The sequence below is a fragment of the Mucilaginibacter sp. P4_D1 genome (assembly GCF_056401935.1).
In genome coordinates this window covers 35,193-58,880 of record NZ_JBFUIJ010000027.1, presented here as the reverse complement: position 1 = coordinate 58,880, position 23,688 = coordinate 35,193, and the positions used below count along the sequence as shown (strand labels likewise).

Below are 23,688 nucleotides of genomic sequence, written 5' to 3'. Positions count from 1 at the left end.
TGTCGCATTATGCCCCTTATTTGTCATAAGCAGGACTATTGGTGCTGGTATTTATCCGATAGTTTTGCTTAAGCAAAATAAGTAATGGCTACTGTTATCATCACCAATAATTAACTATTTTTAAACCAACCCAAAAAGACCAATTACCCATCCATGAAAACCATTTTTGACAAAGCCACCCGTGCCGAAATTATTGCCCGTATAGGCACCCTCAACGAAAACAGCACCGCGCAGTGGGGTAAAATGACCGTTTACCAGATGCTGAAACATTGCAGCCTGTGGGAAGAAATGGTATTGGGTAAAACCATGTACAAACAATCGTTTATTGGGAAACTGTTTGGCAAAATGGCCCTGAAAGGCATGCTAAAAGACGATAGCCCGGTTAAAAGAAATATGCCTACTGTGCCGGGTTTTAACATTACCGGCACGGGCGATGTGGAAGCCGAAAAAGCCAAATGGATAGGCCTGATACATGAGGAAGAAAATTTTGCCAACCACCATTTTGTGCACCCTTTTTTTGGCAAAATGACCAAAGAGCAAATAGGCTGTTTTGCCTATAAACATATCGATCACCATTTGAGGCAGTTTGGAGCTTAAAAGTTGTAGCCTCCTGAACTTGTCGAAGCGTAGCGCGAAGAGGCCTTTGCCGTTTATGGTTCGACAGGCTACCCATGACATGTTCTATTTTCGAGGTGCGTGCGCCTGTCAACCTGAGCCTTTCGAAGGGTCGCGCGGATAGGCCTTTGCCCGCTATGGTTCGACGAGCTCACCATGACAGCTCTTTTTATGATGTCATTCCTCCTTCAGAATTTTGAGAAATTTTATAACTCAGCATGACAGCCTTCATTACGACGATATTTTCCTCCCAAATTTCGAAGAAAGGGTACAACGCAGCGCAAATTTTATATTGTATATTATTCCTGCTCCGGTTTCTTCGGCAGGGTTTTCATGTTGAATTTGGGCTTGTAGGCAGGTTTTGCGGCAGGCGTTTCCTGGGCGGGTTCATCAGCGCTTGCTTCGGGTTTTGACGGTGTAGCTGGCTGGGCGGGTACTTCCGGTGCTGGGGCTGCCTCCTCTTCTGCAATTGGTTTCGGCTTCATCATGGCCGCGTTGAACCGGGGCTTAAATCCCGGCTTTGCAGCGGGTGTTGCCGTAGGTTCAACAGGTATTTCTTCTTTTTCTGCCGGTTTTTCTGCAGTGGGCTCAGTTCCTTCAGCGGGTTTTGGCTTCATCATGGCCGCGTTAAACCGTGGCTTAAAGCCTGGCTTGGCAACAGGCGTTTCGGGGGCTGCTGCTGTTGGTTGTTCTTTTGCTTCCAGCTTATCGGCAGGGGCTTCGCTTTTTTCGGCAGGCTTTGGTTTTACCATTGCTGCATTAAACCGTGGTTTAAAACCAGCGGGCCTGGCAGCAGGTGTTTCTGTGGGCGGTGTAACTCCTCCATCGGCAACATCCGCCTTTTGTTCAATAGCGTCTGCGCCTTCAGCCGCTTTGGGTTTTACCATGCCCGGGTTAAAACGCGGCTTAAATGCCGGTTTGGGTGCTATATTTTCTGATGGCGTTGATGTTTCTGCGGGTTTTGTTTCTTCAATTGCTTCGTTAACTGGTTTTGGTGGTACCGCTGTAGCCCTGAATTTTGGTGTAAACCCAATTTTAGGTGGTGCTGTGTTGCCGGGCTCTATCAGGCTTTCGGTAATAGTTTGCTCGGCTAAAGGGTTGGCAATATGTACCCGCTCGGTTTTAATTTCGGCAGCCAAAGGGAACCGGCGCCTTAATTTATTAAACCAGTATTTTTTGCTATGGTCAAAACTTTTCTCGCCCATTTGCTCAAAGTGGTCTTTAAATTCCGAAAACAACAATCCCTCGGCTACTTGTAAAGCAGCAAGATCAATCCTTTTCTTTTTAAAAAACTCTTCGAATAGCATAGGAATTAGATGTTAGAATCAACAGCCAGGAATCAAGACAAATCGCCCGCATTCAAAACTCTTGATTACTGATTCTTGTATCTTGACTCTATAAAGTCACGTCCACATCCAATTGATTAAAATGGATGCCTTTATCTGTTTGTTTCCAGTCGTCACGTTCCTCGTCGGTAGCGTTCATCAGTTTGGGGAACCACTCCAGCGGGAAAGCTTGTTGCTTACCATCGGGTTTTTCAACAAAAAGCAGGCCGTTGGCAAAGGTTACCTTTACTTTTTTTTCTTCCTTACGTGAGCTGAATAGTGGCATGTTTTTTAATTTGAGAATTTGAACATTTGAGAATTTGAAAATGAAAACCACTATTGATTTGAAAATTTGGTAATTTGAAGATTTGAAAATGAAAAAGACACGAATAATTGAAAATGCTTTCTGCCTTATCAAACCATTTCAAATCCTCAAATTGTTACCTTATCTGCCATCTTCAAATTTTCAAATCAAAGTTTACTCCGCCATGTTATGGTACACCGCTTGTACGTCGTCGTCCTCTTCCAAACGGTCAATCAGTTTCATAATATCAACCACCTGTTCTTCGGTTACTTCGTGGAATGATTGTGGTACGCGCTCCAGTTTGGCCGATTTTACTTCAACTCCGGCTTCTTCCAGCGCTTTCTGCATTTTTCCAAAATCTTCAAACGCGGTGTGGATAACGCCGATATCTTTTCCTTCTTCATCTGCTTCAACAAACAGGTCTTCCAGGCCAGCATCAATCAGTTCAAACTCTAATTCTTCCAGGTCGCGGTCGCCCGGCTCAAAGGTGAATACCGATTTGCGGGTAAAAATAAAATCTAACGACCCGGTTTTTCCCAGCGAACCGCCATATTTGGTAAAATAGCTGCGTACGTTGGCAACAGTACGGTTGGTATTATCGGTAGCCGTTTCAACCAAAACGGCAACGCCATAAGGCGCATAGCCTTCGTAAACAAGTTCTTCGTAATCTTTTTCATCGCGGCTGGTGGCGCGTTTTATAGCGGCCTCAACGCGGTCTTTAGGCATGTTTACCGCCTTTGAGTTTTGCACAGCTGTTCGTAAACGCGAGTTAGTAGTAATATCACCACCACCGGCTTTTACGGCCATTACAATCTCTTTCCCTAAACGGGTAAACTGCACCGCCATTTTGGCCCAGCGCTTAAACTTTCTTTCTTTGCGGAATTCAAATGCTCTTCCCATAACTTTTGTTTTGTCGATGGTCCATAGCCTATAAACCATGGACGGGCAGCGAATATAATACTGTTTTAATACGTATGCAAAAATAGGATTAAAACCTTTATCCTTTCGCCTTTAACCTTTTACCTGGTAACCGGGGAGATACCCGCCACCCATCTAAATAAAGTATAAAATGATGTAACGATAATAGCGCAGCCCATGTCTTATAGTCATGATGAAACTGATACGCGTATTTCTGTTGCCCTTATTCATGCTGTTACTTTTTAATGTTGCCCAGGCGCAAACCAACAGCGGTAAAATTTCGGGTATTGTTTTAGATGATACTAAGAAACCACTTGATGGCGCAACCGTTATTTTACTTGCTGCAAAAGATTCAAGCGTGGTAGGTACACAGCTTGTTAACCCGGATGGTGGCTTCGTATTTAAAAACGTAAATGACGATACCTACCTTATTAAGGCTACTTATATTGGCTATAAAACTTACCAAAGCAGTCCAGTGGTTGTAAGCCATCAAAAGCCGGTTAATTTACCCCCGTTTATTTTATTGCTGGCCGGCAAAAAGTTAAATGAGGTGGCCATAACGGCCAAAAAATCGTATGTGCAACAAAAAATAGACCGCACTGTAGTTAATGTTGGGGCGTTGATATCAAACACCGGCGCCAATGCTTTGGAAGTATTGGCAAAAACACCAGGCGTACAGGTTGATGCCGATGGCAATATTACTTTTAAGGGAAAAAGCGGCGTAATGGTGATGATTGATGATAAACCAACCTATCTTTCGACCGCAAACCTGGCAACTTACCTGCGCTCGTTACCGTCATCGTCATTAGACCAGATAGAGCTGATGGATAACCCGCCAGCCAAGTATGATGCCGCAGGAAATGCAGGCGTAATTAATATAAAAACAAAAAAAAATACCACCAGGGGATTTAACGCGGTGGTTTCGGCCAATTATGCGCTCGGTTTTTATGGCCGGACAGACGAGAGCATCAACATGAATTACCGTGTTGACAAAATTAATATTTTCGCCAACCTTGCTTACAACAAGCAAAAAACATTCAGACGGCTGGAAATTGACCGCGATTATTTTGATGCCAATGGAGATAGAACCTCTTCGTTAAAAGACATCTCCTATTTCAGGCCCTCCGGTAACAACACCAATATTAAAGCCGGAATGGACTTTTATTCGTCGCCAAAAACTACATGGGGCGTGGTATTTACCGGCAATATATCGCATGATCATGACAGCAGCCCGGTATACAGCTTGTTATACAACAAAGATGGCGGGCTGGATTCGACCATAAATACGCTGAATACATCTACCAATAAGTTTGACAGCAAGGGTATAAACCTGAATTATACCCATAAATTTGATAGCACTGGCCGTACACTTACATTCGACCTGGATTATATTCACGATGCCGCCGGCAGCAACCAGCTGTTTGTAAACAACACTTTTTTACCCGATGGCACGTTAACAAATTCGCAAACGCTGACTGATAATTTGCCATCCACCATCAACATTTACTCGGCAAAGGCCGATTACGCCCATCCGCTTAAGGGCAAAGCCAAGCTGGAGGCCGGGGTTAAAAGCAGCTATGTGAGCACAGATAACGCTGCCAATTATTTTAACGTGGTTGATAATGTAAGCACTATTGACTACAACAATACCAACCGGTTTTTATATAAAGAAAACATCAATGCAGGCTATGTTAATTTCAACAAAACCCTGGGCCGGTTTTCATTACAAACCGGCTTGCGGCTGGAGAATACCAACGGATCGGGCCATCAGCTGGGAAATGCCCAAAAGGCCGATTCTTCGTTTGTTAAACATTATACCAACCTGTTCCCAACTGCTTATTTTTCATACAACCTGGATACAGCCGGCCATAATGTACTGGTTATGTCGTACGGCCGCCGCATTGGAAGGCCCAGCTACGGAAGCTTAAATCCCTTTACCTTTTTTGTAGATAAGTTTACTTATTTTTCGGGTAACCCTTTCTTAAAATCACAGTTTACTGATAATTATAAACTGGCGTATAGTTTCAGGAGTTTGTTTACAGTTGCGCTTGCCTATAATTATACCATCGATGTTCAGGGCGAAACCATTCACAACAGCAACAACGTATTCATCAGCACCCAGGGCAACATAGGGCGACAGAAAACAATCAACCTGTCTGCCAATAGCAACTTTCAGCCGGCCAAATGGTGGTCGGTTAACTTATATGCCGAGGTTTATAAAAATACTTACCAGGGGGCGTTTTACACCGGGTACCTTAATCAATCGCAATACACATTTTCGGGCAATGGCAACAACCAGTTCACCTTATCCAAAACCTGGAGTGCCGAACTAAGTGGCTTTTATGATAACGGGGGCACTTACGGCCAGTTTGTTATACTGCCTAAAGGCATGCTTAACGCGGCTATCCAGAAAAAAATATTGAATAATAAGGGATCAATTAAGTTAAATGTGCGCGATATTTTCCACACCTTCAGGCCAAGCGGCACCATTACCAATATTGTGGGCGCCAATGCCACCTTCCATAACTTTTTAGATACCAGGGTAGCCACGCTGGCATTTACCTATAGTTTTGGTAAATTAACTAACACCCCTCAAAAGCGAGATACCGGCGGCGCCGAGAGCGAACAAGGGCGGGCGCATTAATTGAATGGGGTGTTTTTGAATTTGGGAAGATGTGATTCCTTTGGTCCCTCAGGGTTTTTATAATGCTATTGAGTTAAGAAAAATTAAAGTTTTACTTTCGCGTAAAGACACCGAGACGCTAAGAAAAAATCAGCAAATCACTTTGCGACTCTGCGTCTTTGCGCGAATACCTTTAACCTTTCCCCTTACAGCACCCGCTTCAAATTGTCCAGCATATCGGCGGTCATTTTGGGCAGGTCGTATTCCAGTTTCCAGCCCCAGTCTTGCTGCGCGCTGCTGTCGTCAATTGATTTGGGCCAGCTATCGGCAATGGCCTGGCGTGGGTCGGTATCTGTATAGCTTATCTCGAACGCCGGGATATGCTTTTTAATTTCTTCGGCCAGTTGTGTTGGCGTAAAGCTGATGCCGGCCAGGTTGTATGACGAGCGGATTTTAATTTGCTCTGCCGGTGCATCCATGAGGCTGATGGTAGCCCTTATGGCATCTTCCATATACATCATTGGCAGCGCGGTTTCGGCCGAAAGGAAGCTTTCGTATTTACTATTCTTCAATGCCTCGTGAAATATGTGCACCGCGTAGTCGGTGGTGCCACCGCCGGGCGATGCCTTCCAGCCGATAAGGCCGGGGTAACGGATGCTGCGTACATCAACACCATATTTTTCAAAATAATACTCGCACCAGCGCTCGCCCGCCAACTTACTAAAGCCATATACCGTGTTGGGGTCCATTACACAATACTGTGGCGTATTGTACTGTGGCGAGTGCGGACCAAAAACAGCAATAGAGCTTGGCCAAAACACTTTGGCAGTTTTAAACTCTACAGCAAAATCAAGCACATGGATAAGCCCCGTCATGTTTAAATCCCAGGCCATTTTTGGCTTTTTTTCGCCTACGGCCGATAGTATGGCAGCCAGCAGGTAAACCTGGGTTGGGCGGTGTTTATCAAATATGTGGTGCAGGTTATGCTTATCAAGCACATTTACAATTTCGAAGGGGCCGCTGTTGCGGATGGCATAGGTAGGATCGTTAATATCGGAGGCGATTACATTTTCGGCACCGTGGATGCCGCGTAATGCCATAACCAATTCGGTACCAATTTGACCATTGGCACCAATCACTAAAATTTTTTCAGTCATCAACTTTTAGTTTTGGCAAATGTAGGAATTTGCCTGAAAAATTAACCCTTACTTAAGCTGTTTACGCAAACGATTGATCAAAATAGTACCAGGATGCCAGGGCAAGTATTAAGTCGCAAGTATCAGGTGTCAAGACAGCAGCTGAAAGTCCGAATCAAAAAAGTCGAGATACTACCCTTAACGTAGTAAAAACAAGTCGAGATTCCAGCTCGCTGTGGCCCCATGCTGTTACATCAAAATTTCGCCGATGGAGTAGGTGCGGGCAGTGCCGCTTATCAATACCCTGTCGCCCTGGTCAATGCAAAACAATTTGCCAAGCCGGGCCGATAGTTGCAACGCCTCCATCTCTTTTTTATTTAACCTTTCGGCCCAAAACGGAATGAGCGAACAGTGTGCCGATCCGGTTACCGGGTCTTCAAGGATAAGGGCCTGGGGTGTAAAAAAACGCGATACAAAATCGCAGTGATCGCCTTTTGCTGTAACTACCACGCCACCGGGATCAAGATTTACCTGGTCAAACAGCTGCCGGTTCAGGGTTATGTTGCGCACATCGGCTTCGCTTTCATAAACCAGCACGTAGTCCCTTGCCTTAAGTACCTCTTTTGGCTGGATGCTTAATGACTGGCTAATCAGCTCAGGTAATACTGCGGGGGCAGGCTTTCTCGACGGAAAATCAAGCGTATATATCCCATTTTTTACGGTCACTATTAACTCGCCGCTCAGGGTGCAGAAAATAATTTTATCTGTTGGGTAATTTAAAATAGTAATAATGGCGTGCGCGGCAGCCAGCGTTGCATGCCCACACAGGTCCATCTCAATCTCGGGCGTAAACCAGCGCAGGTGAAAATGATCGCCGCGGTCAATAAAAAAAGCAGTTTCGGCAACGGCGTTTTCCTGTGTAATTTTCAGCAGTACCTCATCAGCCGGCCAATCCGTAAGCGGCACCACGCAGGCCGGGTTACCGCCAAACAAAGTATCAGTAAAAGCGTTAATCTGGTAAAGTTTCATTTTTTGTTTGCTGCTTAGTATCAAGTATGAGTACAGACCCTTACAGGTGTAAAATTAGAATCTTTTGGCTGTTTGATAACAAGGGATAAACATCTGTTTGCAACTATTCTGAAAAAATCCCCCTCAAAAAAAAGTATTGATACTTGATACCCAATACTTGATACTGCCCCTTAATGTGCAACAATTTTGATTTATCACGTTATAAAAGAAGTTTTTTGCTTTATTTTGTTTTTATGTTAAAAACCAGACTTGCCCTGCTTTTATTAGCATCGATAGCCTGCAGCACATCGGTAAGCGCCCAGCAAACCGATTCGCTGAAAAAGGACACCGTTAAAATTGATACCGCGCAGCTTAACAAGTTACGCATCAATTCGCGCCCAAATTCCATCCCCACCAGGGTTAGGCCAATCCAGATAATACGCGAGCAATTGCCTGTTAGTATGTTGGATTATAAGGTTATCCACTGGAAAAAGGCGGTAACTTTTGGGCTGAATTTTAGCCAGTCGGCCTTTACCAGCAACTATAGCGCCGGTGGTGTAAACTCGGTAGCGCTGGGTACAAACTTTATATACCATACCGAGTATAACAACGCTCCTTTTAGCTACGTATCTGAGCTTAACCTTACTTATGGCGTTGCCAAAAACAAAGGCCAGGGCAAACGTAAAACCAACGACAGGATTTACTTTGATAATAAGGTAGCCTCGCAATTATCTAAACACTGGTACCTTTTCGGCGCGCTGACGTTTGAGTCGCAGTTTGACAAGGGCTTTAACTATGTTGACCAGGGCAACGGGCGTTTTGATGCCCAACAGATCTCGAACTTTATGGCTCCGGGCTATTTAACCGAGTCGTTGGGTTTGGAGTATAAGCCAGCCCCTTACTTTGATTTACGTTTAGGTACCGGTACCGCAAGGCAAACGTTTGTTTTAGATAAAAGTATCCGCCGCTTTCAAACCGATAATTACGGTGTAGATACTAACAAAACTATTAAAAACGATTTAGCATTTCAAATGGTAGCGCTGTTTGATAAGGATTTGATGAAAAACATCCACCTGAATACACGCTATGCATTGTTTATCCCTTATGGGCAGTCGCTTAAATATGTTACACACCGCGTTGATGCTGTATTATCGGCCCGGGTAAACCGTTTAATCAATGTTACCATCAATGGTACGCTGTTATATGATCAGCATACCTCAAAAGATGCCCAGGCCACAGAAGGCTTGGCGCTGGGGATGTTGTACAGATTCCCGTAATAGTCATTGGTCATTGGTCATTGGTCATTGGTGAAAATTGGATAGCTGTGGGTTTGTTTTATCTTATTAAAAAAAACACATCTTTTTTGTTGATTTTGCCGGGCCGAAAACGGCATATACATCTGTCTTAAAATTAACTTTCAAAATCATACCTTTGTAACCTCAAAACTGGGATATTACAATGTTTGAAAATCTTTCGGATAAACTCGACAGGGCCTTTAAGGTACTGAAGGGGCAAGGAACTATTACTGAGATAAACGTGGCCGAAACCATGAAGGAAATCCGCAAGGCCCTTCTTGATGCCGACGTAAACTATAAAACCGCCAAAGCATTTACTGATGATGTAAGGCAAAAAGCATTAGGTAATAATGTACTAACAGCCATTTCGCCAGGCCAGTTGCTTACCAAGCTCATGAACGATGAGCTTACCGAGCTTATGGGCGGCACCACTGCCGAACTGGAAATAAAGGCTTCGCCAACCATTATCTTGATTGCGGGCTTAAACGGTGCGGGTAAAACAACCTTTACCGGCAAGCTGGCCAATTATCTTAAAACACAAAAAAATAAAAAGCCTTTACTGGTTGCCGATGATATTTACCGCCCCGCGGCTATTGATCAGCTGGAAGTATTAGGCCAGCAAATTGGCGTACCGGTATATTCAAACCGCGAATCGAAAGATCCTGTGGCTATTGCGCTGGAGGGTATTGCCCTGGCCAAACAAAATGGCCATAATATAGTGATTATTGATACCGCCGGCCGCCTGGCTATTGATGAAGCCATGATGGTGGAGATTGAGCAGGTGAAAAGAGCGGTAAAACCACACGAGATATTATTTGTAGTTGACTCGATGACAGGTCAGGATGCCGTAAATACCGCTAAGGTGTTTAATGACAGGCTTGATTTTACCGGCGTAGTATTAACCAAGCTTGATGGCGATACCCGCGGTGGTGCAGCCTTATCTATTAAATCGGTTGTAAATAAACCCATTAAGTTTATAGGTACCGGCGAAAAGATGGAAGCACTTGATGTTTTCCACCCCGATCGTATGGCATCCCGTATCCTGGGCATGGGCGACGTGGTTTCGTTGGTTGAGCGCGCTCAGCAGCAGTTTGACGAGAAGGAAGCTGCCGAACTGCAAAAGAAGATCCGCAAAAACAAATTTGATTTTAACGATTTTTACAGCCAGATACAACAGATCAAAAAAATGGGTAACATGAAGGATCTGATGGGCATGATTCCGGGCGTAGGCAAAATGATGAAGGATGTTGAAGTTGATGATAACGCTTTTAAAGCTATCGAGGCCATCATCCAGTCAATGACCCCGTTTGAAAAATCAAACCCCGAAACTATTAATCAAAGCCGTCGTAACCGTATAGCCAAAGGTTCCGGAACCGATTTAACCGAAGTAAACCGGTTAATGAAGCAGTTTGACGACATGAAAAAGGTAATGAAACAAATGAGCAACCCCGCCGCCATGGCCAGCATGATGCGCCGCATGCCAAAAATGTAAAACTATTGGCCCCACAAGGGCATTTTAAAATGCAACAAAGCCCATGGTGATTTACGATGGGCTTTGTCATTTAACCAGGATGTTGTATTCGTGGCATGGTTATATGTCTCCCAACTCTTGATATCTGGTCATCTGATATTTGTTTTGTGTATTTTTTTCTATACAAAAGCACAAGTTATTTAATCTATTCCGGTTTTAATTGGTCAATGGCATACCATTTGTCTACGCAATGTCATGGTGCCGGGTTAATAACCCGGCATGTAAACCATCAATTTAATAGATAGATATTATGAAAACTTTAGTTAAATCAGTATTATTTACAGCAGCTTTTTTCGCGGCAAAGTCAAGCATTGCACAGGTTAACGTAGGTGCAGCAACAGCAACAAAAATTGTTACCCAAACAGCATTACCATCTGTTAACGCAGCTACTGTAGCTCAAAAAGCAGCAGCAACTACTACCAATATCACAAACCAGGCAGCCGCACAGGCGCAAAATGCAGCGGCGCGTACTGTAGCCCAAACCCAGGCAGCAACCACAGCGGCAGCCGTGCAATCGCAAACAGCCGCAAGCCAGGCAGCCAATGTAAGCGGAACTGTTAACACCGCTGCAGTAACAAATGCCGATGTTGCAGTGAATAACGCAAATACAGCTGCAAACCTTGCAGGTTCGGGTAACGTAAATGGCTCGGTATCGGCAGATAAGGCTGCAACAGCCGCAGGTAGCGCATTTACAGCATCAAAAAATGCCGCAAACAACGCATCGGCCGATGTTAGCGCTAAGGCCAACGATGTTGCCGCAAAAGCTACCGCAGCTAAAACCGCTTCGGTTAACACAGCCTCTGCAGTAGGTAAAAAGGCTATAACTGCCAGGAAAAACGTTAGTGTTAGCAGCACCGGGAGTTTAAATACCTCTGGTAGTGCAGCTACAACTACAAAAACCACCAAAGCAAGCTTATCACACAGTGGATCATCTGCAACCACAGTAAAAGCAGGTAAAAAAAGCGCAACAGTTAGTGCATCGGGCAGCAGTTCAACTAAAGTGAGCACTGCTAAACAGTAACATTAAATTATAGCAATGTAATTAGCAAAAGGGCCGTTAGCGGCCCTTTTGTTGATTTAAAACATAGGCCACGTACATCAAATCCTTCATGAAAAAACTTAAACTTACCGCGCTGCTTATAATTATGGGCAGCTGCACTGCCTCATTTGCACAACAAACCGTTACCGATACGGCAAAAAAGCCACAGGTAAAGGAGTTATTTGTAAATGCCGGGCTACAATACATGTCCAACCTAACCTACGCCGGCCGCCGCGATGAAAGCAGTGTGCCATTGTTATTGCCATCGCTAACACTGGTGAGCAAGCATGGATTTTTCCTGAGCGCAATAGGTTATTTTGATTTAAACGGGTCAAAATCGGGTGCCGAGGGGCTGAGTGTTACGCCGGGTTACGTTTTTGGGTTTGATAGTAAAAAGTATTACGGCGGTACCATATCGGCTACCAAATTTTTTATCACCGGCAGCAGCCCTATCATCTTATCGTCTTTTAATGCTACCATTGATGGTTCATTGTACGCCAACCCCGATAATATTGTAAAACTTAGCATCGGCGGCAGTTACCGTTTTGATAAAAACAACAAGAATGACATCATCAATACAGCCGAATTATCGAAGGAAATATTTGCGGTTAAAACCGGGGCAACCAAATTAAATGGACTTAAGTTTACGCCGACAGCGTCATTGTATGCCGGTACACAATCGTTTTACCAAACCTATTATACCGAGTCGCAAGTAACCCGGTCGGTAGAGTCGCCACAAAAGCAAACGCCTATCAATATCCTGTTCCCTAATCAGCCCAAGCAAACCATTATTACCCAAACCGTAACCCAGGAAAATCAAAAGGAAGTAAGAAAATACCAGCTGCTTGCCTTTAGCGGATCGATGCCAGTTACCTACGTTATAAACAAAGTGCAGATAGTTTTTACACCATACCTCATAAAACCATTTAACCAGGTTGATTATGTGAGCAATACGTCAAAAAACGGACTTTACTTTTTGTTCTCGGCTGGTGCCAGTGTAACTTTTTAATATAATTGCGTTTTTTCTCACGTAAAAATATTAACATATGGTTTAAATGCTGTAGTTTTTTATAAACTTCGCATTTAAACCGTTTTGTATGCGTTCAATCCTCTACTATAAAAAACTATTTCCTGTAGCTTTTACCTTTTTTGCGTTATCTGCCCATGCCCAGGTTCCCGGCTCGGCTATTGATGTGCAGCACTACAATTTTGCATTACAGCTTAATGACGACAATAACAATATAAAAGGCGAGGCCACCGTAGCCATAAAATTTATAAAGGATGCTGCCTCCTTTAGCCTGAACCTGGTAAAAAAGAATGCCGGTGGCAAAGGGATGACTGTATCAGCAGTAACCGAAAATGGCAAAAGCCTTAAATTTGAACAGGATAGCGATATTGTTAAAATATACACGCAGGTTAAAGCCCCCAGCAGGCACAACTTTATAATTAGCTACGAAGGTATACCTGCCGATGGATTGATCATATCTACCAACAACTTTGGTCACCGTACTTTTTTTGGCGATAACTGGCCAAACCGGGCACATAACTGGCTTCCCTGTGTTGACGACCCTGCAGATAAAGCAACCGTTGACTTTGAAGTAACCGCGCCCGATCATTACCAGGTAGTCGCCAATGGTTTACAACTGGAAGAGAAAGCGTTGGATAACCACCTAAAACTTACCCACTGGCAGGAAAACGTGGTGCTGCCTACCAAAGTAATGGTAATTGGCGTTGCCGAATTTGCCATTGACCATCCCGGCGATGTTAGCGGTATCCCGGTTTATACCTATGTGTTTCCCGAAAACAAGGACGCCGGTTTTAAAAACTATGCTATTGCAAAAGATATATTGCCGTTTTTCATCAAAAAGGTTGGCCCGTACAGTTATGAGAAACTGGCCAACGTACAATCCAAAACGATATTTGGCGGGATGGAAAATGCGAGTGCTATATTTTATTTCGAAGAGTCGGTTACCAGCAAGGGCATAGAAGAGTTAATGGCGCATGAAATAGCCCACCAATGGTTTGGCGACGGCGCAAGCGAAAAAAACTTTGCCCACTTATGGTTAAGCGAAGGTTTTGCCACTTACATGACCAACCTGTACCTCGAGAATAAATACGGTGCCGATACCTTAAAAAAGCGGCTAATAGAGGACAGGCAAACCGTTATTGATTTTGAAAAGAAAAGGCTGAGCCCCGTTGTTGATACAGCTGTAAAAGATAAATACATGCAATTGCTAAACGCCAACAGTTACCAGAAAGGCGGATGGGTACTGCATATGCTGAGGCGCAAACTCGGGGACGTTATATTTTGGAAAGGGGTAAGTAATTATTACACCATGTACAACGGACGTAACGCCAATACTGCCGACCTATGTGCTGTGATGGAAAAAGCCAGCGGCCAAAACCTAAAACCATTTTTTAAACAATGGCTACGGACTGCCGGCCATCCGGATTTAAAGATAACATGGGCACAACGCGCAAATAGTTCTGTTGTAGAAATATCGGTAACGCAAAAACAGGCATGGCTTTACGATTTCCCGTTGGAGTTTACTGTTAATGATAAGTCCTACACCATGAATATTAAAAATAAGGAAACCGGACTTAAAGTACCCGTGACTGCCGGCGATGTCAAGGTGATAATTGACCCTAACATTAATTTACTGGCATCTTTTAGCCTTGAAGGTATTACTGTGCAAAAGTAATAAGCTTGTGACTATCTGCTAAATAAATCAACAGCCCTATTGATTTATAAAATTTTATAATTATCATTGTGTAATACCTACACAATGATAATTATGGGCATATCGTCCCAAAAATCGTGGTAATGGTATACGTTATTCAGCCCCCGGATAATCCATAAACCAATTATATTAACCCAGATAACCATGAATAAAAACTCAACATTTTGGGCTTTACTGGCCATTTGCCTGCTGCCATTATTTGGCTACAGCCAAAGCAGCGATGCCATTATTGCCGGCGAAAACGTAGCCGTAACCAGCACCGATGCCGGGCAGGTACGCGGGTACATCCACAACGGTACCTTTAATTACAAAGGTATCCCTTATGCAACCGCCAAACGTTTTATGGCGCCCGAAAAGCCGGCCCCGTGGCAGGGTGTTCGCGCATCGCTGGTATACGGCGCTGTTTGCCCTATCGACCCAACTACCACCGTTAACGATCCCATCGAGTTTGGCTTTCAGCACAACTGGGGCTATATGAACGAGGATTGCCTGAAACTTAACGTTTGGACGCCAGGTATTAACGACCAAAAGAAACGCCCTGTAATGGTTTGGCTGCATGGCGGCGGTTTTGCAGCCGGTTCGGCTATTGAACTGCCATCCTATGATGGCGAAAACCTGAGTAAAAAAGGTGATGTTGTTGTAGTGTCCATTAACCATCGCTTAAACCTGTTGGGCTTTTTAAACCTATCAGCCTATGGTGATAAATATAAATCATCGGCCAATGTGGGTATGATTGATATTGTGGCCGCCTTGCAATGGGTAAAACAAAATATAGCCAGCTTTGGCGGCGATCCGGATAATGTAACCATTTTTGGCCAGTCGGGCGGTGGTGGCAAGGTTACTACCTTAATGGCGGCACCATCAGCAAAAGGCTTGTTCCATAAAGCTATTGTGCAAAGCGGCAGTTACCAGTCAAAATTTATGGATAACGATGTATCAAAAAGAATTGGCGCGGCTATGCTGGAAGTATTGAACCTGCAGCCAAACCAGGCAGATTCGTTACAAACCATATCATATGAGCGCCTGAGCGCCGCCGCAAAAAAAGCTTTACCTAAAGTTGCCCAGCAACTAAAAGCCGAAGGAAAGCCTGTTGCCGGTTTTGGCCTTGGCTGGGAGCCTGTTAACGACGGCGTGTTTTTGCCTTACCAGCTAAATGACCCCGCTGCTGCCCAACTATCAAAAAACATTCCCTTACTGGTAGGCTCAACCAAAACCGAATTTATGGCCTCGCTGATAAATCCGGCTATCCGTAACTTTAGCATGGACGATGTTAAAAGCTACCTGCAAAAAAAATATGCCGATAAAACAGATGCCTACATGGCCGAGGTTTTAAAAGCCTACCCGGGTACTGTAAAACCATCCGATTACCTGGATATTGATTTGGCAACCTTCAGGCCGGGTGTTATCCGCCAGGCCAATGCAAAATCGGCAGTAACAGGCGCGGCCCCGGTTTACATGTATATGTTTACCTGGCAATCGCCAGTGGCCGATGGCATGTTTAAATCCATCCACTGTATAGATATCTGTTTTGAGTTTGATAACATTAAACGCTGCGAAGAAATGACAGGTGGAGGTAAGGATGCCTATACCTTAGCCAATAAAATGAGCCAGGCCTGGATAAATTTTGCCCATACCGGCAACCCAAATGCCAAAGGCTTACCCAACTGGCCAGCTTATACCGCCCAAAGCGGCGCGGCTATGTTATTTGATAACAAAGCCGAAGTAAAATACCATCATGACGCTGCCTTGCTTCAAATGGCTTCGGCAAAATAAAAATCTGCAACATTAATAATATAAAACGGCTGCCTTTTGGTGGCCGTTTTTGTTTACCCGCAAGAAAGCGCCATCCCGGCATATTTAAATTAGCAGTGCGTGCAAATTTTTATATGGCGATCTTGAAAAATTTGGAATTTTTGCATAATATAATTTTGTAGTTTGCGTTATCAACCAAACAATCCATTCCAATGGCTCGTTTAACTACCTACTATTAACCTTTAAACCATTAACATCATGAACACAGCAGCAATTAAATCCATTTATGTAACCGCTTACAGATGGAACGCCAGAAATTTCGGACAAGGTGGCCTACCCAAATTTAACTCGCTTTTTGGCGTTAGTTTCCTGTTAATCCTTTTGCTAACCAACCTGCTGATGTTTACCCAGCTTTGCCTACATCAAAAATGGTTTAATATTAACCAGGTAACTGCAACTGTAATGCTTTTGGCTGCCTCGGGCGCATTGCTGCTTAATTACTTTATCCTGCTAAACAACGGCCGGTTTAAAAAATGGAATATCGCATTTGAAAAACTGAGTAAAAACAACCAAAAAGCATGGTCAATTATGCTGATGGCTTATGCCGTGGTATCCTGTGTGTTTTTCCTGTTTGTAAATGCGTTTTAATCTTTCAAAAATATTAGCCTCATTTTGACCTGGTTGTGCACATGGCAACAAAAATTTAACAGCCAGGTTATTTTATAATTATGCTAATTACATGAATTGTGCGTTATTTTGCATCACCTGCCGGTGGTACTGGTGTCGTGTCGGCGATAAATTGACGGATAGTCTTTAGTCCAGAGTTTTAAGCTCTAAGCCAAAAAAGAAGAAATTCAACTTTAGACTTACGACTTAGTACTGTTGACTTAACAATAGCAGGTAATATAAAGCATACCATAACCATGAAAGTGATCACAAAATTTAGCTGTCTTATTGCCCTAATTATCTGCACCTCGGTAAATGTTGCCGTGGCACAAACCAAAGCCGATGTGTTTAACCCTAAAGTACCGGTTACCTGGTTGGGGATGGACTTTTCGCAGGCAAGATTTATTGGCTCTGAAGCGGCATATAAGGCATCGGGCGAACTATTGAACTCCGAATTTGTAAGTAAATTTATCCCGGCCTGGGCAAACCTGTTTATAACCGAGCCAAAAACATACAACGTGCCCCGTGCCTCGCACCGCGATAGTGTACACTTTGCTTTTAAAGTAACCGAAGCTGTGAATAACGCCATCACCAAAGACTTTTTTACCGAGAAGCCAAGCGACTTTAGCACCCTCAAAGAAAAAGACATTGTTGATTTGGTAAAGAATTACGATTTCCAGGGGCAGAAAGGCCTGGGCATGATGCTGTTTGTTGAAGGCATGAATAAAGCAACACACGAGGCGGGCGCCTGGGTAACCTTTGTAAACATGAACGATAAAACAGTATTATTTACCGTTTATAAAACCGGAAACAGCCGTGGCTTTGGCTTCCGTAACTACTGGGCACATTCCTGGTACAACATCCTGAAAGATTTTGCCAGCGATTTTGATACGTATAAACAACGGTCATAAGTATTTAACAGCGGCGCCCATAAGGCGCCGTTTTTGTTTTAGGCACATTTTTATGTTCCTTTTATCTTGCGATACTTAAAAATTTTTATCTTACGCTTTGAACAAACTTTATCATCGTGTTAGTTAAAACTTTTGGCAGTGCGGTTTATGGGATACAGGCTATCACCATTACAGTTGAGGTAAATATAGCGGCAGGTACCAAATATTTTATTGTGGGCCTACCGGATGTGGCTATTAAAGAAAGTTATTTCCGTATTGATTCGGCACTAAAAAATTGCAATTTCAGGATGCCGCGGCAGCAGGTAGTGGTAAATATGGCCCCGGCCGATATCAAAAAAGAAGGCTCGTCATATGATCTCACCATTGCTACCGCCGTGTTAGCCGCCTCGGGCCAGTTAGATGCCGAGGAACTTGATAAGTATATCATTATGGGCGAGCTATCGCTTGATGGTAGCTTGCAACCCATCAAAGGTGCATTGCCAATAGCCATACAAGCCCGTAAAGATGGCTTTAAGGGCTTTATCCTCCCCAAACAAAACGCCCGCGAGGCCGCCATTGTAAATGACCTGCAAGTTTATGGTGTTGAAAGCATTAAAGAGGTTGTGGGGTTTTTTAATGGCGACGTAAAGCTTGAACCTGTAATTGTAAACACCCGCGAAGAGTTTTACGATAGTCTGTGCAACTATGACAGCGACTTTAGCGAAGTGCGCGGCCAGGAAAACATCAAACGCGCGCTGGAAATTGCAGCTGCGGGTGGCCATAACGTGATCCTGATCGGTCCGCCGGGAGCCGGTAAAACCATGCTGGCCCGCAGGTTGCCATCCATTTTGCCACCGCTAAGTTTATACGAAGCATTAGAAACCACCAAAATTCATTCCGTTGCAGGTAAGCTTGCCGCTGCCGATGCGTTGGTTACTATTAGGCCCTTCAGGAGCCCGCACCATACAATATCAGATGTGGCCCTTGTAGGCGGCGGAAGCAATCCAGCCCCCGGCGAAATTTCGCTTGCCCACAATGGTGTTTTGTTCCTGGATGAATTACCCGAATTTAAACGCAGCGCCCTGGAAGTAATGCGCCAGCCGCTTGAAGAACGCCGCGTAACCATCTCAAGGGCGAAATTTACCGTTGATTATCCATCGAGCTTTATGTTGGTGGCCAGTATGAACCCTTGTCCCTGCGGCTACTATAACCATCCCGAAAAAGAATGCATTTGTCCGCCGGGAATGGTGCAAAAATACCTGAGCAAGATATCGGGCCCGCTGCTGGACAGGATAGACCTGCATGTGGAGGTTACCCCGGTGAATTTCAACGAGCTATCGTCAGACAGGCTGGCCGAAAAAAGCGAAAACATCCGCGAACGCGTGATCAAAGCCCGCGAAATTCAGATAGAACGCTTTGGCAACCGCCCCGATTTACATGCCAATGCCCAAATGAGCCCCCAAATGGTACGCGACCTCTGCAAAATAGATGCCGCCGGCCAAACCCTTCTGAAAAAAGCCATGGAAAAACTTGGCCTGAGCGCCCGCGCCTATGACCGCATCCTCAAGGTAGCCCGCACCATTGCCGACCTTGCCGCCAGCGAAGAAATTAAACTGGAACACCTGGCCGAAGCTATTCATTTCAGGAGTTTGGATAGAGAGGGATGGGCAGGGTAGCGTAGGTATGGTTGCCATGGAGACTCAAAAACATAATAGTCTGAAGTCATAGAATCGAAAGGTAGGCTGAAAAAGGGTAGCTTGATAAAAACAGGTATGGGAATTTTAAAGAAGACGACTTTAAAAATAGCAGTATTTTCATTAATCTTATTAAGCTGCAACAGAAACGGAGGCAATTTCAATAAAAACAGATATGTATGTATCTATAAGTACAATCTAAATAATATGACGAAGGCCAAACCTATATTGACGGCTATAGCCATGATAGATGATGAACTTTATTATTTTGCACAGGATTCAATGCTTATGGCTTATAAGCAATTACCCCTTTCATCAGCAAAAAAAATCAAGGACAAAGAGTTTCTGAAAATATTACAAACGTTAAATATTAATAGGCTACAGTCGCTATCGCTAAAAAAAGACTATTTGAATTGTAGTTGTTTACCACAAACAATAGAAGAATTTGTAATCAGCAAATCGAGTAAATCCAGGCCGATAGGGTTTGCTATTTCGGGAGGCTTTGCGAATTGCAGTGCAGATTCCAAATGTAAAATCCTTGAAATTATCAGTAAAAAATTCGCTGAAATTGAGGGTTTATAATGTCCATGCTTGTGTTGTTACATTGCGAATACCCCCGGGGTATTAAAGTGGGAAAGATTATCAACAACTTATATCACAAACATCCCGATGGAATATGAGCAAAAATATTCAGTTTGCTATGACAAAGGTAGAGCCAATAAACGGCAACCCCTACCAATACCCAGTTTAGCCCTACATCCTTTGGGGTACGCTATTTTTTATGTAAAAACAAACCTTGTTGTTTTTTGCAAATAAATTAGCTGATAAAAAAAGACATCCTGTATATAGGATATCTTTTTAGCTTAAAATAGCCTTAAAATATAAGAGAATTCGTAAACGATAAATAAAATTACCAGCATGGCATGAAAAGTTTTGTTATTCACTTTCATGGCCACCATGCATAACACAAAATGGCTAATGTTACGAATGGGGTATTCCAGGGTATAGTGGCTGTAGTAGGCGTGGCCTTTTATAAAAGTATCCACCATATCTAACAGGTAACTTGCCCCTAATATGCCGAATATCCATTTGCGACGCGAATAAAAGTAATCGTTGTAATCTTTATAGTCGTTAAGGTCTTCGGGGTATAGCAGGGCGCATACGCTGTAATAAATTACGATGTAAAATATCACGAAGAAATACTCCAGGAACAGCCAGTGTTTAATATCGTGCAGGTTAAACTCCCACCACCAAAAATGCAGCAATAACAGGAACATGTAAAAGGCCCACAGGTTGTGCACCCAATAAGGTTTATTGCGCCCCGGATGCTGAATTTGCTTAGCCGCCCCTTTAAGCAAATGGGTAATGCTAAGGCCCAATATAATACCAATAACAGATTTGATGTGGCTGAAAAAATCCATAGATAGTAACGTGGATGGTAATAGTTAAATGTAGATATTTGATAATTAGCTTTTAAGAAAAATATTAAATATCGCGCTCCCAATGACACAAGACCTGAAAGACGAGGCTTTAGAGCAAATAGAACTGGATGTAAAGTTTGGATTTGAAAATGAGCAACAGATTTTTGAAGGTTTAGAAGATATGTTTTATGAAGAGGATGACATTGACGAAGAGTGGTTAAAACAAACCATCCACCAACAATACAATCAGCATCAAAAGGAAGCTTTGCAGTGGGCAAAACCAACCGGATTTGATAAGCTGGCCAAAGCATTTGACCAACTGATTGCTCAAAAGATAGTATGCCTGCACAATGCCGGTTATACCAAACAAGATGGCGCAGGCGATTGCATGGAGACGATAGAGCGGCTGGAGGAATTAGGTGTTAAAGCTAATGGCTTTTGCTATTATCACTCGCAGGATTTAGCCAGGGCTATTGACCCCAATACCCGGAACTTGTATTTAGGTTTTGATAGCGTTACGCAAAATGACGACGAAGCCCTGCAGGTTGCCCAAATGATTATTGCAGCGGTCACGGAAAACGGCCTCCAGGTAAACTGGCCAGGCACGGTTACCCAACGGTTAGAAATTGTAAACATCGACTGGAAAAAAATACCCGACGATGAAGAATGGGGAGCAGAGCGGGTTATACAATTAATGGCGAAGCCCCAAAGCGGATAAAAAACCATTTTGGAAGATTTAGTAACCGGCTATAGCAAGTTTATGACAGGTGTGCAAATACAATTTTTACGCAGAAGTTTTTTGTTGACTTTAGTGATGTTCGTGGCATCACTAAAGTCCTGTTCGGGAAATTCAATAGACTCTATTAAAACAGACAAGGATGTATTCATATTCGTAAAACAGTTTTTTAGTAAACAAAATGCAAAAGAAAAGTTCGATAATTATTATACCGAGGCTATTGAAGTTCCCGACTCCCTAAAAAATAAGCATTGGTTTAAGGCGGATATCGACAATAACGGAGAAACAGACTTACTTGTTTGCGGTGCTGAGGACCGATCAGAAATCTTTGCTATACTTTCCTTTAAGGGCAAATACAAAAGAATTGTACCCAAATACCTTTGTAGGTATCATTTTTTTTATCCGGCTATAAAAAGAGAAAATGGCAAAAATGTAGTTTTATTTTACAGTCCTGATAAAAATGGTCATTACGATGAGTCAGGAAAATTCATTTATACAAAACTCGATTGCGATACGCTTACTGTAATCGACAACAAATTTGTTAACTATGTTAAAGACCCTGTTCGGCACGATATAAACCAGGTTATTATTAGTAATGACGGATTCTGCGAAGGCAATTGCATGCCTTTTCATATTAACATTGATGCAAAAAAGCACACTGGCATTATTATAGACCCAGTTAATAAAACGCACACTATTAAAATAGCCCGTGCGGAAATAGACAGTATTTTATTATTGATTGAGCGTTCAAACTTCAGCCATTTAAAAGATAAGTACACTGTAGGTTGTACAGATCAAACTACAACCACGCTGACTGTTATTTATGATGGTGGTAAAATAAAAAAAATAGAAGATTATGGTTCGTCCGGAAACTTTACGCTATCAGAAATATTCCATATTGCCTTTAATTTAAAGGGCATTGTACGAAATGGTCGATAACAATCTGGTTCTTTGTTAACTACTTATTTATTCCAGTCTCAAGCAATTACTCACTGTAAAGCGACTTTTAATCCCCTAAAAAATCGCCTCCGCAATCCTTTTAGTTGGCCCGGCGTTGCTCATGGTATAAAAATGCAGTACCGGTACGCCAAAAGCTATTAACTCGCGGCATTGGTTTATCATCCATTCTACACCGATATCCCGAACGTCTTTTTCTGATTTGCAGCCGTTAACCGCGTCGCATAAATCTTCGGGCATATCAATATGGAAGGTTTTTGCTAAACCGATTAACTGTTTTGAGTTAGTAACAGGTTTTAACCCTGGTATGATAGGCACATTGATGCCGTTGGCCCGGCAATTATTCACAAAATCGAAGTATTTCTGGTTGTCAAAAAACATTTGGGTAACAATAAAATTTGCACCCATATCCACCTTTTGTTTCAGGTATTTAAAGTCGGTTTTAAGGTTTGGTGCCTCAAAATGCTTTTCGGGGTAGCCGGCAATGCCAATGCAAAAATCGGTTTTCAGGCTATCGTCGTTGTGTTCATGCAGGTATACGCCGTTGTTCATGTTCACTACTTGTTGCAGCAAATCGGTAGCGTAGTTATGCCCGTTGGGGGTTGGCACAAATGATGCATCGCCCCGGCGTGCATCCCCACGCAAAACCAACACATTCTCGATGCCTAAAAACTGCAGGTCAACTAAGCCATTCTCTGTCTCATCCTTGGTAAAGCCACCACACAACAAATGCGGAACGGTATCTACCTTATATTTATTCATGATAGCCGCGCAGATGGCGATGGTACCCGGGCGTTTGCGATAGCTCAACTTCTCCAGCAAGCCATTATCATGCTGCTTGTAAATAAAGTCCTCGCGCAGCGAAGTAACATCAATAAACGGCGGCTTAAACTCCATTAATGGGTCAATGGCATCGTAGATGCCCTGAATGCTCTGACCCTTCAGTGGTGGGATAAGTTCAAAGGAAAAAAGTGTTTTGCCTTTTGCATTAGCAATATGTTCCGTTATTTTCATTGTTTGTTCTGGTACGAGTTTCT

21 protein-coding genes are annotated in these 23,688 nt (G+C 43.3%); 14 read left to right on the top strand and 7 right to left on the bottom strand.

Features of this window, described 5'->3' with window-relative positions; genetic code table 11:
* The first annotated feature begins 153 nt into the window (after window positions 1-153).
* Window positions 154-597, top strand: coding sequence for a DUF1569 domain-containing protein (locus AC1DV1_RS20385; RefSeq protein WP_477362620.1), 444 nt, complete (start codon window positions 154-156; stop codon window positions 595-597).
* A gap of 317 nt (window positions 598-914) precedes the next feature.
* On the opposite strand, the gene AC1DV1_RS20380 is transcribed toward AC1DV1_RS20385, so the two are convergent.
* From AC1DV1_RS20380 to AC1DV1_RS20370, 3 genes are all read right to left on the bottom strand, one after another.
* A complete protein-coding gene (locus tag AC1DV1_RS20380; protein ID WP_477362618.1) occupies window positions 915-1,922 on the bottom strand; it encodes a hypothetical protein in 1,008 nt (335 codons plus the stop codon).
* 88 nt (window positions 1,923-2,010) lie between these two features.
* Window positions 2,011-2,226 (bottom strand): DUF2442 domain-containing protein, encoded by a 216-nt coding sequence (locus AC1DV1_RS20375; RefSeq protein ID WP_477362616.1) that lies wholly within the window; start codon window positions 2,224-2,226, stop codon window positions 2,011-2,013.
* 192 nt (window positions 2,227-2,418) lie between these two features.
* Window positions 2,419-3,144: a YebC/PmpR family DNA-binding transcriptional regulator gene (locus AC1DV1_RS20370; RefSeq protein ID WP_477362614.1), complete on the bottom strand. Its 726-nt coding sequence runs from the start codon at window positions 3,142-3,144 to the stop codon at window positions 2,419-2,421.
* 208 nt (window positions 3,145-3,352) lie between these two features.
* On the opposite strand from AC1DV1_RS20370, the gene AC1DV1_RS20365 reads away from it, so the two are divergent.
* The gene (locus tag AC1DV1_RS20365) at window positions 3,353-5,806 is read left to right on the top strand and encodes an outer membrane beta-barrel protein (protein WP_477362612.1); all 2,454 of its coding nucleotides are present in this window, start codon (window positions 3,353-3,355) and stop codon (window positions 5,804-5,806) included.
* Between the two features lie 185 nt (window positions 5,807-5,991).
* Here the strand turns inward: AC1DV1_RS20365 and AC1DV1_RS20360 are convergent, their stop codons facing one another.
* A complete protein-coding gene (locus AC1DV1_RS20360) occupies window positions 5,992-6,942 on the bottom strand; it encodes an NAD-dependent epimerase/dehydratase family protein (protein WP_477362610.1) in 951 nt (316 codons plus the stop codon).
* Between the two features lie 228 nt (window positions 6,943-7,170).
* Complete coding sequence (locus AC1DV1_RS20355) at window positions 7,171-7,950, bottom strand: PhzF family phenazine biosynthesis protein (RefSeq protein ID WP_477362608.1); 780 nt, start codon at window positions 7,948-7,950, stop codon at window positions 7,171-7,173.
* Window positions 7,951-8,183: 233 nt separating this feature from the next.
* Between AC1DV1_RS20355 and AC1DV1_RS20350 the strand changes: the two genes are divergently transcribed.
* The 10 genes from AC1DV1_RS20350 (at window position 8,184) to AC1DV1_RS20305 (ending at window position 20,119) form a co-directional block, all read left to right on the top strand.
* Window positions 8,184-9,206 carry a DUF3078 domain-containing protein gene (locus tag AC1DV1_RS20350; protein WP_477362606.1) on the top strand — a complete coding sequence of 341 codons (1,023 nt, stop codon included), beginning with the start codon at window positions 8,184-8,186 and terminating at the stop codon, window positions 9,204-9,206.
* 181 nt (window positions 9,207-9,387) lie between these two features.
* The gene (gene ffh / locus AC1DV1_RS20345; protein WP_477362604.1) at window positions 9,388-10,716 is read left to right on the top strand and encodes a signal recognition particle protein; all 1,329 of its coding nucleotides are present in this window, start codon (window positions 9,388-9,390) and stop codon (window positions 10,714-10,716) included.
* A 289-nt stretch (window positions 10,717-11,005) separates the two neighbouring features.
* Window positions 11,006-11,776, top strand: a complete 771-nt coding sequence (locus AC1DV1_RS20340; protein WP_477362602.1) for a hypothetical protein — start codon at window positions 11,006-11,008, stop codon at window positions 11,774-11,776.
* An 88-nt stretch (window positions 11,777-11,864) separates the two neighbouring features.
* On the top strand, window positions 11,865-12,803 hold the full coding sequence (locus AC1DV1_RS20335) for a hypothetical protein (protein WP_477362600.1): 939 nt from the start codon (window positions 11,865-11,867) through the stop codon (window positions 12,801-12,803).
* Window positions 12,804-12,891: 88 nt separating this feature from the next.
* A complete protein-coding gene (locus AC1DV1_RS20330) occupies window positions 12,892-14,496 on the top strand; it encodes a M1 family metallopeptidase (protein WP_477362598.1) in 1,605 nt (534 codons plus the stop codon).
* Between the two features lie 183 nt (window positions 14,497-14,679).
* Window positions 14,680-16,308, top strand: a complete 1,629-nt coding sequence (locus AC1DV1_RS20325) for a carboxylesterase/lipase family protein (RefSeq protein WP_477362596.1) — start codon at window positions 14,680-14,682, stop codon at window positions 16,306-16,308.
* Window positions 16,309-16,545: 237 nt separating this feature from the next.
* Entirely contained in the window at window positions 16,546-16,935 is a 390-nt protein-coding gene (locus tag AC1DV1_RS20320) for a hypothetical protein (protein WP_477362594.1), read from the top strand.
* A gap of 275 nt (window positions 16,936-17,210) precedes the next feature.
* On the top strand, window positions 17,211-17,864 hold the full coding sequence (locus AC1DV1_RS20315; protein WP_477362592.1) for a hypothetical protein: 654 nt from the start codon (window positions 17,211-17,213) through the stop codon (window positions 17,862-17,864).
* Between the two features lie 116 nt (window positions 17,865-17,980).
* A complete protein-coding gene (locus AC1DV1_RS20310; RefSeq protein ID WP_477362590.1) occupies window positions 17,981-19,519 on the top strand; it encodes a YifB family Mg chelatase-like AAA ATPase in 1,539 nt (512 codons plus the stop codon).
* Between the two features lie 225 nt (window positions 19,520-19,744).
* Window positions 19,745-20,119, top strand: coding sequence for a hypothetical protein (locus tag AC1DV1_RS20305; protein WP_477362588.1), 375 nt, complete (start codon window positions 19,745-19,747; stop codon window positions 20,117-20,119).
* Window positions 20,120-20,400: 281 nt separating this feature from the next.
* Here AC1DV1_RS20305 and AC1DV1_RS20300 read toward each other — a convergent pair whose 3' ends face one another.
* Complete coding sequence (locus tag AC1DV1_RS20300; RefSeq protein WP_477362586.1) at window positions 20,401-20,958, bottom strand: hypothetical protein; 558 nt, start codon at window positions 20,956-20,958, stop codon at window positions 20,401-20,403.
* Window positions 20,959-21,040: 82 nt separating this feature from the next.
* On the opposite strand from AC1DV1_RS20300, the gene AC1DV1_RS20295 reads away from it, so the two are divergent.
* Both AC1DV1_RS20295 and AC1DV1_RS20290 read left to right on the top strand, forming a co-directional pair.
* Window positions 21,041-21,676: a DUF6891 domain-containing protein gene (locus AC1DV1_RS20295; RefSeq protein ID WP_477362584.1), complete on the top strand. Its 636-nt coding sequence runs from the start codon at window positions 21,041-21,043 to the stop codon at window positions 21,674-21,676.
* 51 nt (window positions 21,677-21,727) lie between these two features.
* Window positions 21,728-22,633, top strand: coding sequence for a DUF6438 domain-containing protein (locus AC1DV1_RS20290; RefSeq protein ID WP_477362582.1), 906 nt, complete (start codon window positions 21,728-21,730; stop codon window positions 22,631-22,633).
* Between the two features lie 75 nt (window positions 22,634-22,708).
* Here the strand turns inward: AC1DV1_RS20290 and metF are convergent, their stop codons facing one another.
* Entirely contained in the window at window positions 22,709-23,665 is a 957-nt protein-coding gene (gene metF / locus AC1DV1_RS20285; protein ID WP_477362580.1) for a methylenetetrahydrofolate reductase [NAD(P)H], read from the bottom strand.
* Window positions 23,666-23,688 lie beyond the last annotated feature (23 nt).

Coding starts and splice junctions, on each gene's coding strand:
- AC1DV1_RS20385 (WP_477362620.1), top strand. CDS start 154: ATGAAAACCATTTTTGACAAAGCCACCCGTGCCGAAATTATTGCCCGT.
- AC1DV1_RS20380 (WP_477362618.1), bottom strand. CDS start 1,922: ATGCTATTCGAAGAGTTTTTTAAAAAGAAAAGGATTGATCTTGCTGCT.
- AC1DV1_RS20375 (WP_477362616.1), bottom strand. CDS start 2,226: ATGCCACTATTCAGCTCACGTAAGGAAGAAAAAAAAGTAAAGGTAACC.
- AC1DV1_RS20370 (WP_477362614.1), bottom strand. CDS start 3,144: ATGGGAAGAGCATTTGAATTCCGCAAAGAAAGAAAGTTTAAGCGCTGG.
- AC1DV1_RS20365 (WP_477362612.1), top strand. CDS start 3,353: ATGATGAAACTGATACGCGTATTTCTGTTGCCCTTATTCATGCTGTTA.
- AC1DV1_RS20360 (WP_477362610.1), bottom strand. CDS start 6,942: ATGACTGAAAAAATTTTAGTGATTGGTGCCAATGGTCAAATTGGTACC.
- AC1DV1_RS20355 (WP_477362608.1), bottom strand. CDS start 7,950: ATGAAACTTTACCAGATTAACGCTTTTACTGATACTTTGTTTGGCGGT.
- AC1DV1_RS20350 (WP_477362606.1), top strand. CDS start 8,184: ATGTTAAAAACCAGACTTGCCCTGCTTTTATTAGCATCGATAGCCTGC.
- ffh (WP_477362604.1), top strand. CDS start 9,388: ATGTTTGAAAATCTTTCGGATAAACTCGACAGGGCCTTTAAGGTACTG.
- AC1DV1_RS20340 (WP_477362602.1), top strand. CDS start 11,006: ATGAAAACTTTAGTTAAATCAGTATTATTTACAGCAGCTTTTTTCGCG.
- AC1DV1_RS20335 (WP_477362600.1), top strand. CDS start 11,865: ATGAAAAAACTTAAACTTACCGCGCTGCTTATAATTATGGGCAGCTGC.
- AC1DV1_RS20330 (WP_477362598.1), top strand. CDS start 12,892: ATGCGTTCAATCCTCTACTATAAAAAACTATTTCCTGTAGCTTTTACC.
- AC1DV1_RS20325 (WP_477362596.1), top strand. CDS start 14,680: ATGAATAAAAACTCAACATTTTGGGCTTTACTGGCCATTTGCCTGCTG.
- AC1DV1_RS20320 (WP_477362594.1), top strand. CDS start 16,546: ATGAACACAGCAGCAATTAAATCCATTTATGTAACCGCTTACAGATGG.
- AC1DV1_RS20315 (WP_477362592.1), top strand. CDS start 17,211: ATGAAAGTGATCACAAAATTTAGCTGTCTTATTGCCCTAATTATCTGC.
- AC1DV1_RS20305 (WP_477362588.1), top strand. CDS start 19,745: ATGACGAAGGCCAAACCTATATTGACGGCTATAGCCATGATAGATGAT.
- AC1DV1_RS20300 (WP_477362586.1), bottom strand. CDS start 20,958: ATGGATTTTTTCAGCCACATCAAATCTGTTATTGGTATTATATTGGGC.
- AC1DV1_RS20295 (WP_477362584.1), top strand. CDS start 21,041: ATGACACAAGACCTGAAAGACGAGGCTTTAGAGCAAATAGAACTGGAT.
- metF (WP_477362580.1), bottom strand. CDS start 23,665: ATGAAAATAACGGAACATATTGCTAATGCAAAAGGCAAAACACTTTTT.